Annotated in this window: 13 protein-coding genes; 5 read left to right on the top strand and 8 right to left on the bottom strand. The window is 71.6% G+C overall.

Going from position 1 to position 12,482, the window contains the following annotated elements; genetic code table 11:
• Positions 1-50 precede the first annotated feature (50 nt).
• A complete protein-coding gene (locus ACFY1H_RS22235; protein WP_386949001.1) occupies positions 51-1,025 on the top strand; it encodes an NmrA/HSCARG family protein in 975 nt (324 codons plus the stop codon).
• A gap of 164 nt (positions 1,026-1,189) precedes the next feature.
• On the opposite strand, the gene ACFY1H_RS22230 is transcribed toward ACFY1H_RS22235, so the two are convergent.
• The 4 genes from ACFY1H_RS22230 to ACFY1H_RS22215 all read right to left on the bottom strand — a co-directional run bounded on the left by ACFY1H_RS22230 (position 1,190) and on the right by ACFY1H_RS22215 (position 4,120).
• Positions 1,190-1,978, bottom strand: coding sequence for a MerR family transcriptional regulator (locus ACFY1H_RS22230; protein ID WP_386948998.1), 789 nt, complete (start codon positions 1,976-1,978; stop codon positions 1,190-1,192).
• 14 nt (positions 1,979-1,992) lie between these two features.
• Entirely contained in the window at positions 1,993-2,481 is a 489-nt protein-coding gene (locus tag ACFY1H_RS22225; protein WP_366578888.1) for a VOC family protein, read from the bottom strand.
• A 34-nt stretch (positions 2,482-2,515) separates the two neighbouring features.
• Positions 2,516-3,568, bottom strand: coding sequence for a zinc-binding dehydrogenase (locus ACFY1H_RS22220; RefSeq protein WP_366578890.1), 1,053 nt, complete (start codon positions 3,566-3,568; stop codon positions 2,516-2,518).
• A 114-nt stretch (positions 3,569-3,682) separates the two neighbouring features.
• Positions 3,683-4,120, bottom strand: coding sequence for a VOC family protein (locus ACFY1H_RS22215; protein WP_366578892.1), 438 nt, complete (start codon positions 4,118-4,120; stop codon positions 3,683-3,685).
• Between the two features lie 578 nt (positions 4,121-4,698).
• Between ACFY1H_RS22215 and ACFY1H_RS22210 the strand changes: the two genes are divergently transcribed.
• A complete protein-coding gene (locus ACFY1H_RS22210) occupies positions 4,699-6,006 on the top strand; it encodes a Bcr/CflA family multidrug efflux MFS transporter (RefSeq protein ID WP_366578893.1) in 1,308 nt (435 codons plus the stop codon).
• A 26-nt stretch (positions 6,007-6,032) separates the two neighbouring features.
• Here ACFY1H_RS22210 and ACFY1H_RS22205 read toward each other — a convergent pair whose 3' ends face one another.
• On the bottom strand, positions 6,033-6,890 hold the full coding sequence (locus tag ACFY1H_RS22205) for a sigma-70 family RNA polymerase sigma factor (protein ID WP_366579350.1): 858 nt from the start codon (positions 6,888-6,890) through the stop codon (positions 6,033-6,035).
• A 64-nt stretch (positions 6,891-6,954) separates the two neighbouring features.
• Here ACFY1H_RS22205 and ACFY1H_RS22200 point away from each other — a divergent pair, with 64 nt between their 5' ends.
• Positions 6,955-7,428 (top strand): nuclear transport factor 2 family protein, encoded by a 474-nt coding sequence (locus tag ACFY1H_RS22200; protein WP_366578895.1) that lies wholly within the window; start codon positions 6,955-6,957, stop codon positions 7,426-7,428.
• Here ACFY1H_RS22200 and ACFY1H_RS22195 read toward each other — a convergent pair.
• On the bottom strand, positions 7,420-7,875 hold the full coding sequence (locus ACFY1H_RS22195; protein WP_366578896.1) for a hypothetical protein: 456 nt from the start codon (positions 7,873-7,875) through the stop codon (positions 7,420-7,422). The two genes, ACFY1H_RS22200 and ACFY1H_RS22195, sit on opposite strands and share 9 nt — an antisense overlap.
• A 173-nt stretch (positions 7,876-8,048) precedes the next feature.
• Here ACFY1H_RS22195 and wrbA point away from each other — a divergent pair, with 173 nt between their 5' ends.
• The gene (wrbA, locus tag ACFY1H_RS22190; protein WP_386948992.1) at positions 8,049-8,699 is read left to right on the top strand and encodes an NAD(P)H:quinone oxidoreductase; all 651 of its coding nucleotides are present in this window, start codon (positions 8,049-8,051) and stop codon (positions 8,697-8,699) included.
• A 1-nt stretch (position 8,700) separates the two neighbouring features.
• Here wrbA and ACFY1H_RS22185 read toward each other — a convergent pair whose 3' ends face one another.
• Together ACFY1H_RS22185 and ACFY1H_RS22180 are read right to left on the bottom strand one after the other, a co-directional pair.
• Complete coding sequence (locus ACFY1H_RS22185) at positions 8,701-10,038, bottom strand: MFS transporter (protein WP_386948990.1); 1,338 nt, start codon at positions 10,036-10,038, stop codon at positions 8,701-8,703.
• Positions 10,004-10,873 (bottom strand): MurR/RpiR family transcriptional regulator, encoded by an 870-nt coding sequence (locus ACFY1H_RS22180; RefSeq protein ID WP_366578902.1) that lies wholly within the window; start codon positions 10,871-10,873, stop codon positions 10,004-10,006. Before ACFY1H_RS22180 ends, ACFY1H_RS22185 begins: the two co-directional genes overlap by 35 nt.
• Before the next feature lie 42 nt (positions 10,874-10,915).
• Between ACFY1H_RS22180 and ACFY1H_RS22175 the strand changes: the two genes are divergently transcribed.
• On the top strand, positions 10,916-12,367 hold the full coding sequence (locus tag ACFY1H_RS22175) for an aromatic amino acid ammonia-lyase (protein ID WP_386948987.1): 1,452 nt from the start codon (positions 10,916-10,918) through the stop codon (positions 12,365-12,367).
• The last annotated feature ends 115 nt before the right edge of the window (positions 12,368-12,482 follow it).

Below are 12,482 nucleotides of genomic sequence, written 5' to 3'. Positions count from 1 at the left end.
CAACCTGGAACTCGTTCGGCGAACATCCGACGAGAGAGGCAGGAAACCCGATGACCGACAAGAAGATCATTGCCGTGGTGGGAGCGACCGGTTCGCAGGGCGGTGGTCTGGCCCGTGCGATCCTCGACGACCCGCAGGGACCGTTCAGCCTTCGTGCGCTGACCCGCGACGTCGAGTCCCCTGCGGCGAAGGAGCTGGCGGCGCGCGGTGCGGAGGTCGTGGTGGCCGATCTCGACGACGAGGCCAGCGTGCTGCGCGCATTCGAAGGCGCGTATGGCGCCTACGTGGTCACGAACTTCTGGGTCCAGCGCACGCCCGAGGAGGAAGCGGCGCGCACGCGGGCGCAGATGGAGCTCGACCAGGCGGAGACCTCCGCCCGCGCGGCGAAGAAGGCCGGTCTGAAGCACGTGGTCTGGTCCACGCTGGAGGACACGCGTCCCCACTTCGCGCACCAGGGCACGCAGCTGCCGACGCTGCTCGAGAAGTACACGGTGCCGCACTTCGACGCCAAGGGTGAGGCCAACCGGTTCTTCACCGAGCACGGCGTGCCGACCACGTTCCTGGAGACCACCTTCTACTACGAGGCGTTCCTGCAGGGCCAGGGCGTGCACCGCGGCGCCGACGGCAAGCTCGAGCTGACCAACCCGATGGGCGACGCCGTGATGGCGCTCGTCGCGTCGGAGGACATCGGCCGCACCGCCTACGGCATCTTCCTCGCGGGCCCCACCTACATCGGCCGCACGGTCGGCCTGGCGGGCGCTCACTACACCGGTGTCCAGCTGGCCGAGCTGTTCGCGAAGGTGCTCGGCGAAGACGTCGTCTACCGGCCGCAGACCCACGACGAGGCGCGCGCCGCCGGTTACCCGGGCGCCGTCGAGGTCGGCAACATGTACCAGTTCTACGCCGACGCCGCCGACTCGTTCGTCGAGTCCCGCGACCTCGAGCGTGCGCGCCGCATCAACCCGCGGCTGAAGCCGCTGGAGGAGTGGCTGCGGGAGCACAAGTCGGAGCTCGTCACCGACTGATCCGGGTTCCGGACCGCCGTGAGACGTCGTCGGGGGACGGCCCGCGGCGGTCCGGGTCGCGTGCGGCGGCGGTGAGGCGCCGCCGCACGGGGGGGAACGCTCGCCGGCGGGGCTGGTCGCACTGCGCCGCCGGCGGGCACTTCCTGGTCGGCCGGGCGAACGCGTCAGTCCCAGGTGGCGGTTTCCGGGTCGACGCCGTGGGCCGCGGCGTTCGCGTTGATCACCTCGCGCAGCCACGGCGCCAGGTTCGGCGAGAACCCGCTGTAGTAGCCCGCGAACCCCTCGTCCTCCGCCAGCAGCCGGCCGAGGCAGACGTGGCGGGCGTGGGGGCAGTCGAAGTACGTGGTCATGGCCGCGCGGTGGCGTTCGGCCAAGGCGTTGGCTTCGGCGGAGCCCGGGATGACGCCGGTCCGGTGCGCGGTCGCCAGGTCGGCGTTCAGCTTTTCCACGCGAGCCGTGACTTCCCGCCAGTCGGCAGGGCTCAGCGCGGCGGCGCGTTCGGTGTACTGGGTCCATTGAGGACTGTCGCCCCAGCGGGTTTCGGCTTCGCCGACCCATTCCGGGCGCCAGTCGGAGCCGAAGATCTCCACCTGCTGTTCCGGGGTGAGCTGGATGCCGGTCTTCGCGGCGGCCAGCATGCGGTCGACGGCCGACACCATCGTCTCCAGGCGGGAAATCCGGTCGACGAGCTCGGTGCGCTGGCGCCGGAGGTGCTCGCGGGCGTCGACGGCCGGGTCGTCGAGGAGCCGGCCGATCTCGGCGAGCGGGAACCCCAGCTCGCGGTACACGAGGACCCGGTGCACCCGGGCGATGTCGTCGCCCGAGTACACCCGGTACCCCGCGTGAGTGCGCTCGCTCGGACGCACGAGACCGATGGCGTCCCAGTGGTGCAGCGTCTTCACGCTGACCCCCACGAGCGCCGCCGTCCGGCCGACGGTGAGGCCTTCGCTCATCAGGCCAGTGTGGCTCATCCCCGAGGAACGTCGATTCCGACGGCGCGCAGCTCGGCGGCCTGGACGCTGTCCGGGTCGATCGGCCGGGCGGCGGTCATCACGATCCGCACCCGTTCGGGTGTCTGCACCGTCAGCTCGACGGAGTTCCACGGCTTCTCCTCCGGACCGCTCGTGCAGCCCGGCCGCAGCTGTTCGCACCGCGTGGCGACCTCGTCGATCTGGGAGAGGACGCACGAGAAGCTGATGGCCAACGCGGAGGCGGGCCCGACTTCACCCGGCACGAGCAGCACGTCCTGGAACGCCCACCGCCGCAGGTGGGTGATCCGGCCGGGAATGGAGAACAGGTCGATGAACCCGAGGCCGCGCAACCAGAAGTCCTTCGACTCCTCGAGGTCGGCCGTCGGGATCATCGGGAACATGGGCATGCCGTAGATGCCGCGGTAGGGCTCCGGCGCGATCGCGTCGAGGGCCGGCATCGGGACGGGACTGGTGTATTCGGTCACGCCCTCGATGCTGGACCCTCCTGCGACGTCAGGGTCAAGGCCGAAGCAGGATCCGGATCGGGTCGCCTTCGTGCTCGCGCAGGCGCCGCACGCCCTCGGCGGCTTCCTCCAGCGGCAGGATCGCGCTCACGGAGCCCGACACGTCCAGCCGCCCGCGGGCGACCAGTTCCACGAGATCGGCCAGGTGCTTCATGCGGTAACCGAGGTGCCCGACGACGGTGTGGCGCCGCCGCACGAAGTTCAGCTCGGCGCCCAGGTCCAGCTGATCGGGGGACATGCCCACGAGCACCAGCCGGCCGCGGTGGCCGAGGGCGCGGTCGGCCTGCGTGAGGCTGGCGCCGCGGCCGACGCAGTCGAACGCGACGTCGAGGCCGTGGCCGGCGGTGATCTCCGCGAGCTTGTCCGGCGTGGCCTCGTCGAGCGGGTCGAGCGCGAAGTCGGCGCCGAGGCCGAGCGCGCGTTCGCGGGCCGCCGGCAGCGGGTCGAGCGCGACGATCGGCGACGCGCCGCAGATGCGCGCGAGCTGCACCAGGTGCGTGCCCAGTCCGCCGAGCCCCCAGATGCCCACGGCTTCCGCGGGGCGCAGCCCGGCCGTGTCGACGGCGCCGTACGGGGTCGACACCGCGTCGGCCAGCACCGCGGCCTGCTCCAGCGGCACGTGGTCCGGCACGCCGACCAGCGTCGTCGCGGGCGTGAGCAGGTACTCGGCCCAGGCGCCGTCGTAGTCGAAGGCCATGATCTGGAGCTTCTCGCACGAGTCGATCCCGCCGCCGTGGCGGCATTCGCGGCACGTGCCGCACGGCCGGCCCGCGGCCACGACCACGCGGTCACCCGGCGACCAGAAGCTCACCCCTTCGCCGACGGCCGCGACCGTGCCGGCCGTTTCGTGCCCGGGCGTGATCACCGGCTGCCGCGGGGTGAAGGCCCCGTCGAGCTGGGAGAGGTCCGAGTGGCAGATCCCGCACGCCGCGACCTTGACCACGACCTCACCGCGTCCCGGGGCCGGCACGGGCACCGTCTCCACGCTCAGCTTCTTCGACGCCGCGTCGAACCGCGCCGCTCGCATCGTGGCCGGCAGGCCGCTCATGGGGACTCCTCTTCGGGTCGGCTTATGCGCCGACCCTAATGATCAAGGGTCGCCGGGAGCAACGACTGCTGACCGTCCGTACCGGCATCCGTGCACCGGACCGTCCTGAGTGGACTATTCGAGCGCGGCGGTGAGCTCCAGGTGGATGCCGTCGGGGTCGTCGACCGACAGGATCGCGATGCCGAACGCCGGCAGGTCGCGGATCGTGCCGTGCACGACCTCCGTGGCGTCGAGGCGCTCCTGCGCTTCCCGCAGCCGGGCCATGGAGCCGAGCTGGAAGCTCAGGTGGTCGAGCCCGACGCGTTCGGACTCGAACCGGTCGGCCTTGTCGGCCACGGGACGCAGGCCGAGGACGAGGTTCTCGTTGGCGAGCACGACTCCGCCGTAGAGCGCCTCGCGGTCGGCCCGGATGGCCGGGTCGTCCGGGCTGCCCGGCGACTCGGCCGCCACGCCGAAGCCGAGCACCTCGGTGTAGAAGGCGCGCGAGCGGTCGAGGTCGGTCACGGTGAGCCGCAGGTGGTGGACGCCGCCCAGGGCGCTGAGGATCGGCATGGTGGCCGCCTTCCGGATCGGCCCGCCGCCCCCTCGGCGACGGTACCTGCTTCGCACGCTAGGTCCACCTCGGTCGTGCCGGAAGTGTCCGTTCCGACGCGTTCGGTACCGTTCCCGGCCTGGAGGCCGCGTCGTTCGTCGTCTGTTTCAGCCTCGCCGCCGGCCCTGGAAGTGCCGCGGACGCGCCGCTGACCTGCTGCATCCGCCGCGTTCGCTGCGTGTCCGCCGACGATGCGGTCCGCTCGGTCCTGGGCTGCCCGATCCCGGCGGAACCCGTGAAAACCGTCTGGGCCGCGTGGGCCAGGTCGCGCCCGAGCGCCCGGTTGAGCACGAGCTGCGCGGGGCGGCCGCAGCCGTACGCCACGACCATGACAGAGCCTCCCCTCGTGAGCGATCTGTCGTATACGAACTGTCTACTGTGGACGTTTCCGGCACGTGAATTCCGGATTGCCTTGTCGTAGCGGCACAACCACGAGGTGTCACGCGCAAAAAAGCGCGGTGTGATGTGGGCAGGATGTCGGAATAGGCGAGCCCCGTTCGTCGTAGGAGTGAGGTGGCTACCGACTGAGGGAGATGCTGTGACGAACAGGCTGGAAGCCGCACCCGGCGCGCGAGTGTCCGCTGGGGGCGGACAGCTCAAGCTGGTGCTGATCCTGGGTGTCCTCGTGGCACTCGGCCCGCTGTCCATCGACATGTACCTGCCTGCGCTGCCCACCATCGCGCAGGACCTGCTCACGTCCGAGTCCACCATCCAGCTGACGCTGACCGGCACCGTCCTCGGGCTGGCGCTCGGGCAGCTGCTGGTCGGGCCGCTGTCCGACGCGTTCGGCCGGCGGATCCCGCTCATCACCGGCAGTCTGATCCACGTCGCCGCCTCGCTGCTGTGCCTGGTGGCGCCGAACGTCGAGCTGCTGACCGGCGCGCGCATCCTGCAGGGCCTCGGCGCCTCCGCGGGCGCGGTGCTGGCGCTGGCCGTGGTGCGCGACCTCTACACCGACCGCAACGCCGCGAAGCTGCTGTCGCGCCTGATCCTCGTGATGGGCGTGTCCCCGGTGCTCGCCCCGACGCTCGGCAGCGCCCTGCTGAGCTGGACCGAGTGGCGCGGCGTGTTCGTGGTGCTCGCCGTGATCGGGCTCGCGAGCGCGATCGCCGCGGCGCTGGCCCTGCCGGAGACGCTGCCGAAGGCGCGCCGCCAGCCGTGGGAGTTCAAGGCGACGGTCCGCTCCTACCGCGGGCTGCTCACCGACCGCTCGTTCATCGGCCTGGTGATCGTGGCCGGCCTCGCGATGGCCGGGCTGTTCGCGTTCATCAGCGGCGGCTCGTTCGTGTTCCAGCAGGAGTTCGGTCTCAACCAGCAGCAGTTCGGCCTGCTCTTCGGCGCCAGCGCGATCTGGCTGATCGCGGCGACGCAGGTCAACGCGCGGCTGATGAACCGCTACGAGCCGGCCCAGGTGCTGCTCGTCGCGAGCGTGGCGGCCGTCGTGGCCGCGGCGGTCCTGCTGCTCACGGCGCTCACCGGCTTCGGCGGGATGTTCGGCGTCGCGGTGCCGGTGTGGGCGGTGCTGTTCTTCGCCGGCCTGATCCTGCCCAACGCGCCCGCGGTCGCCCTCAACTCCCACGGTGACAACGCCGGCACCGCGGCTTCGCTCCTGGGTGCCGTGCAGTTCGGCATCGGCGCGGCCGTGTCGCCGGTCGTGGGCCTGATCGGCAACAACGCGGCCGCCATGGCGATCGTGATGTTCAGCGGCATCCTGCTGGCGGGCGTGGTGCTGTGGGTTGTCGCCCGCCCGTGGCAGCTCGCGGTGCCGGGCGAGCCGGCCGGCGACGAGCCGGTGGCCGAGCCGGAGCCCGCGCCCAAGGCGGTGGCCTGCGCCGACGCGGTCTGACCGGCCGCCGCGGCACAGGTTCAGCGTCACAGGTTCAGCTGGGCGAGCCGTTCCGGGTCGGCGAGGATGTTGATCTCGACGATCCGGCCGGCGCGCACCGTCGGGCAGAACACCGACATCGGCTTGCCGTCCAGGAGGGCCACGATGCCGGCCGCGCCGTTGACGAGCACGGGCCGGCTTTCGGCGCCGAGCTGTTCGAACAGCACGGCCTGGCCGGCCACCGCGGCGGCGCCGCGAACGAGCCGCGAACCACCGGCCACGCCGGCGTCGGCGCGGAGCACGACGTCCGGGTCGAGCACCGCCAGCAGGGCGTCGAAGTCGCCTGAGCGCGAGGCGGCGAGGAATGCGTCGATCACCTCGCGCTGGGCGGCGACGTCGGCGTCCGGCAGTGCCGCACCGCGGACGCGGCGGCGCGCGCGGCTCGCCAGCTGGGCCGCGGTGGCGGGAGTGCGGCCGACGATCGGCGCGATCTCCGCGAAGGGCACGCCGAACAGGTCGTGCAGCACGAACGCCAGCCGCTCGGCCGGCGACAGTGTCTCCAGCACCACGAGCAGCGCGAGCCCGACGGAATCGGCGAGCACGGCCTGTTCCGCGGGATCCGGGTCCGCCGCCGCGACGATCGTGTCCGGCACGTGCGTCTCCAGCGGCTCCTCGCGGCGGGACTTGCGCGAGCGCAGCACGTCGAGGCACACGCGGCTGACGACCGTGGTCAGCCACCCGCCGAGGTTCACCACGCCGTCCGGGTCGGCGCGCGAAAGGCGCAGCCAGGCCTCCTGCACGGCGTCCTCGGCCTCGGTCACCGAGCCGAGCATCCGGTAGGCGACCCCGCGCAGGTGGTCGCGGTGCGCTTCGAACTGGTCCACCAGAATCGCGTCCACTGTCAGGTTCCTCCGTCGTGGTCCGTCAGAACGTTGACGGACCACGGACGAAGGATGTGACAGGAGAACCATGACCGACTTCCAGGCCATCGCCGACCGCGTCGAGCTCGGCGCGCTGTGCGCGGAGTTCACCGACGCCGGGATGACGCACGACTACGACCGCCTCGCCTCGCTGTTCACCGAAGACGGCGTGCTGCGCATCCCCGAAGGCGGCATCGAGCTGGCGAGCCGCGCCGAGATCCGCCGGGGCATCGAACGGGCCCGGGACCTGTGGGAGTACTTCCTGCAGACCGTGCACCCGGGCTCGATCCGCCTCGACGGCGACACCGCCACCGGACGCGCCTACATCGTGGAGTTCGGGCGGCTGCGCGACGGCAGCTCGCACCTCAACCAGTCCGTGTACCACGACCGCTACCGGCGCACGGCCGACGGCTGGAAGTTCACCGAGCGCGTGTACGAGATGCACTACGTCGACAGCACCCCGCTCACGGGCAAGGCCTCACCCGCGCTGGGTGAGGTCTTGTCCGTCAAGCTCTCAGAGTGAACTTTCGGTCTGCACGGAGTGGGCGATCACGGCCCAGATCACCAGCACGTCGAGCGTGATCACGATCAGCCCCCACGCCGGGGCGGCCGAGATGAACGCGAGCATCGCCAGCGCGTTGAACCCGGCCAGGATCACCACGACGACCTTGGCCCAGCCGGCGCCGCTGAACAGCGCGGCGCCGGCGGCGGCCGCGAGCACGCCGACGATGAGGTGCAGCCAGCCCCAGCCGGTGAGGTTCAGCACGAGGTAGCCACCGGGCGCGGTGACGTAGTAATTGTTCTTGAACAGCGCCACGAGCCCGATGATGATGTTGAAGAAACCGGCGAGCATCGCGATCGTCGCCGCGAACACGGTCCAGCCGTTCGCCGCAGTCGGTTCGGCGAAGCCCGGCCTCGTCGAGTCCATCGCCCGCGGGTCCGCTCCCTGCATCCGGATGTAGTCAGACATAGCCGTGCCTCTCGTCGGTTTCCCGTCGCCCCACGGTGGACCGGGCGCGTGCGGGAGTCCTCGCCCGTGCGGGATGAGGTGGGCGTCACGTTGGTGAGTTTCGACCAATGTTTCGGGTGAAACCGTATTGAATGATACGGTCTTGTGAGCCGGAAGAGCGAGGGGAGCGGGTCATGTCCGAAGGGTGCTGCCGGATCGCCGTCGTCTACTACTCCGCGACCGGAACCGTGTTCACGCTGGCCGAGGCCGTGCGCGAAGGCGCGGTGGCGGCCGGGGCCCAGGTGCGGCTGCGGCGCGTCGCGGAGATCGCGCCGGCGAGCGCGATCGCCCGCAACCGGGGCTGGCGCGAGCACCTGGCCGCGACCGGCCACGTTCCCGTTGCCACGCACGAAGATCTGCTCTGGGCCGACGGGATCGTGTTCGGCACGCCCGCGCGGTTCGGCAACATCGCGAGCCAGCTCAAGCAGTTCTTCGACACGCTGACCGGGCTGTGGGCGCGCGACCTGCTCGTGGACAAGGTCTACAGCGGGTTCACCTCGAGCGCCTCCGCGCACGGCGGGCAGGAGACGACGCTGCTTGCGCTGTACAACTCCGTTTACCACTTCGGCGGCGTGCTGGTGCCGCCCGGCTTCAAGGGCCACGTCGACGACTCGGGTGGAAACCCTTACGGCGCAAGCCACATCACGGGTGAGGACGGCTCGATCGCCGTCGACGAGCCGGCGCTGGCCGCGGCCCGCGCGCAGGGCCACCGCGTGGCGACCATGGCCGCGGCCCTGAAAACCGGCCTCGCGCAGCCCCGGCTCGCGGCCGGGGCTGCGCGATGAATCAGTCCATCGTCGAGTTCTTCGTCTCCGGCGCCCACAGCAGGGAGACGACCAGGCCGCCGACCAGCACCAGCGTGAGGATCAGCATCGTGGGGGAGAAGCCGATGCCGTCGAGGGCCAGGGGCAGCAGGAAGGTGCCGATGGCCGAGCCCACACGGCTGAGGCCGTTGAGCAGGCCGACGCCTGAGCTGCGCAGGTCGGTGGGGAACAGCTCCGGCGGGTAGACCTGGTCGAGGTTCACGGCGGCCGACATGGTGAACGTGAACACCAGGAACAGCGGGAAGAGCAACGCGGTCGGCGCGTCGGGCCAGATCGCCATCGGTGCCATGGTGGCGATGAGGACCACGAACGACCAGATCGTGAGGCCGCGCCGCGACATCTTCGCCACCAGCCAGAGGCCGCCGAGACTGCCGGCGAGCAGGAACAGGTTCAGCAGGCCGTCGCTGGTCGTGTCCTCCTCGCCGACGCCCATCTTCAGCAGCACCAGCGGCAGGAACGTGTAGATGGCGAAGTACGGCACCACCTGGGCGTTGTAGAAGATCGTGCCGAACGCCGTGTTGCGCCAGTACTTCTTGCCGAACAGCTCGCGGTAGCGCACGCGCCGCGCCGAGACGTGGTTGCGCACGAGGTCCTCGAACGCCTCGACGTCGCCGCGCAGGCGCCGCACGACCGTCCGGGCCTGGTCGACGCGGCCCTGCGACAGCAGCCACCGTGGCGACTCCGGAACGCCGATGCGCAGCAGCACCACGGCGATCGCGGGGATGGAGCTCGACGCGAGCAGCCAGCGCCACGACTCGCCGCCGAGGCTCACGACGTAGTTGCCGAGGAAGAACGCGGCGACGTAACCGACGGTCCACAGCACGGTGAGCGAAGCCAGCAGCCCACCGCGGTACTTGCGGGGCACGAACTCCGCCACGAGGGTCGGCCCGAGCGCGTAGTCGGCGCCGATCCCGATGCCGATCAGCAGTCTCAGGACGAACAGCTGCGTCGGGCTGGTCACGAAGAACTCGGCGGCCGACGCGACGGCGATCAGCAGGAAGTCCACTGTGTACAGACGCTGGCGGCCGATCTTGTCCGCCGCCCAGCCGACGACGATGCTGCCGAGGAAGATCCCGATCAGCGCCGACGCGCCGAGCAGCCCCTCCCACACCGTGCCGAACCCGAGCTGCGACGCGATCAACGGCAGGGCGATGCTGATGATGCCGAGCTCGTAGCCGTCGGAGTAGTTGGCGCAGAAGGTCAGCGCGGTGATGCGGAGGTGGAAGCGGTTGAGCGGGACGTCGTCGAACGCCGTTGCCCCTGCCTCACTCGGGGAGGAAGAGGTCTTGCTCTGCGGCATAGTCTTCGAAACCTTCCAGTCGTTGCCGGGCCAGGGCGCCGGCCGCGTCGGCCATCGCCTCGACCAGCGCCACGGTCAGGGAGGCGACCGCGGCGTGGGAGTCGAACACGAACTCGGAGGCGACGCCCGCGTGCAGCACGTCGTCGGCGAGCGGGGTGAGCGCCGAGACGGGCCGGTCGGTGATCAAGAGGGTGCGCAGGCCGAGTGCACGAGCCTGATCGAGGGCCGCGGCGCTCTCCCGGGGGTAGCGGGGGAGCGCGACGAGGACGAGCGTCCGGGCGCCGGACCGGTGGGCGTGGCGCAGGGCGTCGCCGAAGACGCTGCCGGGGTCCGTGAGCAGGCGGACGTCCGGGTGGATCTTGGTGGCGAGGTAGGCGAACGACGCGGCTTGCGCGGCCGAGACGCGGTAGCCGGCGACGACGAGCGGGACGGAGTCCATGAGCTCTGCGGCGATCGTTCTGAGGCGGGTGTCGTCGGCCAGCTGCGCGCGCAGGGCGGTGAGGTTGCGCAGGTCGGCGTCGATGGCGGCCTGGAACTTGTTGCCACCGCACTCCGGCTCGGGTTCGGCCGCCGCTTCACGCAGGTAGCGGCGGAACCCGGCGTAGCCGTCGAACCCGAGCAGCGCGACGAACCGCGTGACCGACGGCTGGCTGACCTGCGCGTACTCGGCGAGCTCGCCGCTGGTCAGCGCCGCCGCCTCGGCCGCGTGGTCGGTGAGGTAGCTGGCGATGCGCCGCTGCGCCGGGGTCAGCCGGTGGGCGGTGAGCAGCTCGTGCAGCGACCGGGACAACCCGGGCCTCCCGTCCTTGCGTTGTTCGAGAATGAATAGTTTCATGTCACCCTAGGAATGAATGAAAACTTGTCAAGAGGGGTGGCGATGACCGACTCCAGCCGCATCGAGATCAGCGGATCCGGCCTCCGCTGTGCCGACGTGGTCCGTGTGGCTCGTCGCAGCGCGTGGACGGAGCTGGCGCCCGACGCCGTGACCGGCGCCGCGGCGAGCTACGAGCTGGCGGTGGAGCTGGGGGCCAAACGCGCGGTGTACGGCCGCACGACCGGCGTCGGCGCGAACCGGCACACGGTCGTCGACCCGGAGTCCGCCGACCACCACGGGTTGCGCCTGCTGCGCAGCCACGCCGGCGGCACCGGCGAGCCGCTGGCGGACGAGGTCGTGCGCGCCGTGATGGCGATCCGGCTCAACCAGCTGGCGGCCGGCGGCAGCGGCGTGCACCCGCGGCTGCTGCGGGCGCTGGAGACCACGCTACGGGTCGGGGCGCTGCCGTTGGTGCACTCGCGCGGCGCCATCGGCACCGGCGACCTGACCGCGTTGGCCGAGGTCGCGTTGACAATGGCCGGCGAACTGCCCTGGGCCGCCGGCGACCTCGACCCGCTGCCGATCAGCCCCGGCGACGCGCTCGCGTTCATCTCCAGCAACGCCGCCACCCTCGCCGAAGCCGTCCTGGCCTGGCACGACCTGCGCCGGCTGCTGTCCGCGTCCCACGTGGTGACGGCGTTGACCTTCTGCGCGCTCGGCGGTTCCGCCGAGGCCTACTCGGCGCGCGTCCACGCCGCCCGCCCCCACCCCGGCGCCGTGTTCTGCGCCGCCGAACTCCGCCGGCTGCTCCTCGAAGGCGACGAGGTCGTGGAGGGCCGCCGCCTGCAGGACCCGTTCGGCCTGCGCGCCTTCCCCCAGGTCCAGGGCCCCGCCCTCGACGCGGCGGCCTCGGTGGAACGGGTCCTGGACATCGACATCAACGCCGCGGCCGAGAACCCGCTGATCGACGTGGAGACCCAGCAGGCCTACCACCACGGCCAGTTCTCGACGGCCCACGTCGCCCTGGCCTTCGACCACCTGCGCGCCGCGCTGCACCACGTCGCCGAACTCTCCACGGCCCGCCTCGGCGACCTGGTGGAGCCCGATCTGAGCGGCCTGCCCCCTTTTCTCGCCCAGGGCCCCGCCGGCAGCTCCGGAATCATGATCCTGGAATACGTCGCCCACGACGCCCTGGGCACCCTGCGCCACGCCTCGTCCCCCGTGACGCTCGGCACCGCGGTCATCTCCCGCGGCCTGGAGGACCACGCGAGCTTCTCCACGCACGCCGTCCGCAGCACGGTCGCCGCGACCGCCGCCTACCGCACCGTGCTGGCCTGCGAACTCCTCGCCGCCGTGCGCGCCCTGCGCCTCTCCGGGGTCGCCCTGCCGGACACCCCGCTGCGCGAAGCCTTCCGCCTCGCGGAGGGCACCCTGCCGTACCTCGCGGAGGACCACCCGCTGAGCGCGGAGATCAGCTTGGCGGAACGGTTGCTGGATCGGCTCGCGGTGCTGTGACGACTTTCGACGTACGGCTGGCGGCGCTCGCGGGGGGGGGGGGGGGGGGGGGGGGGGGGCGCCCCCCCGCCCGGCCCCCCCCCCCCCCCCCGGGGGCGGGAGGGGGGGGGGGGGT

The organism is Amycolatopsis sp. NPDC001319 (assembly GCF_042896185.1).
Taxonomy (GTDB): Bacteria; Actinomycetota; Actinomycetes; order Mycobacteriales; family Pseudonocardiaceae; genus Amycolatopsis.
This window is presented reverse-complemented; position numbering and strand designations above follow the sequence as displayed.

Bases quoted from the DNA above. Each gene is read 5' to 3' on its own strand.
- ACFY1H_RS22235 (WP_386949001.1), top strand. From the start codon at position 51: ATGACCGACAAGAAGATCATTGCCGTGGTGGGAGCGACCGGTTCGCAG.
- ACFY1H_RS22230 (WP_386948998.1), bottom strand. From the start codon at position 1,978: ATGAGCGAAGGCCTCACCGTCGGCCGGACGGCGGCGCTCGTGGGGGTC.
- ACFY1H_RS22220 (WP_366578890.1), bottom strand. From the start codon at position 3,568: ATGAGCGGCCTGCCGGCCACGATGCGAGCGGCGCGGTTCGACGCGGCG.
- ACFY1H_RS22215 (WP_366578892.1), bottom strand. From the start codon at position 4,120: ATGCCGATCCTCAGCGCCCTGGGCGGCGTCCACCACCTGCGGCTCACC.
- ACFY1H_RS22200 (WP_366578895.1), top strand. From the start codon at position 6,955: ATGACCGACTTCCAGGCCATCGCCGACCGCGTCGAGCTCGGCGCGCTG.
- ACFY1H_RS22195 (WP_366578896.1), bottom strand. From the start codon at position 7,875: ATGTCTGACTACATCCGGATGCAGGGAGCGGACCCGCGGGCGATGGAC.
- wrbA (WP_386948992.1), top strand. From the start codon at position 8,049: ATGTCCGAAGGGTGCTGCCGGATCGCCGTCGTCTACTACTCCGCGACC.
- ACFY1H_RS22185 (WP_386948990.1), bottom strand. From the start codon at position 10,038: ATGCCGCAGAGCAAGACCTCTTCCTCCCCGAGTGAGGCAGGGGCAACG.
- ACFY1H_RS22180 (WP_366578902.1), bottom strand. From the start codon at position 10,873: ATGAAACTATTCATTCTCGAACAACGCAAGGACGGGAGGCCCGGGTTG.
- ACFY1H_RS22175 (WP_386948987.1), top strand. From the start codon at position 10,916: ATGACCGACTCCAGCCGCATCGAGATCAGCGGATCCGGCCTCCGCTGT.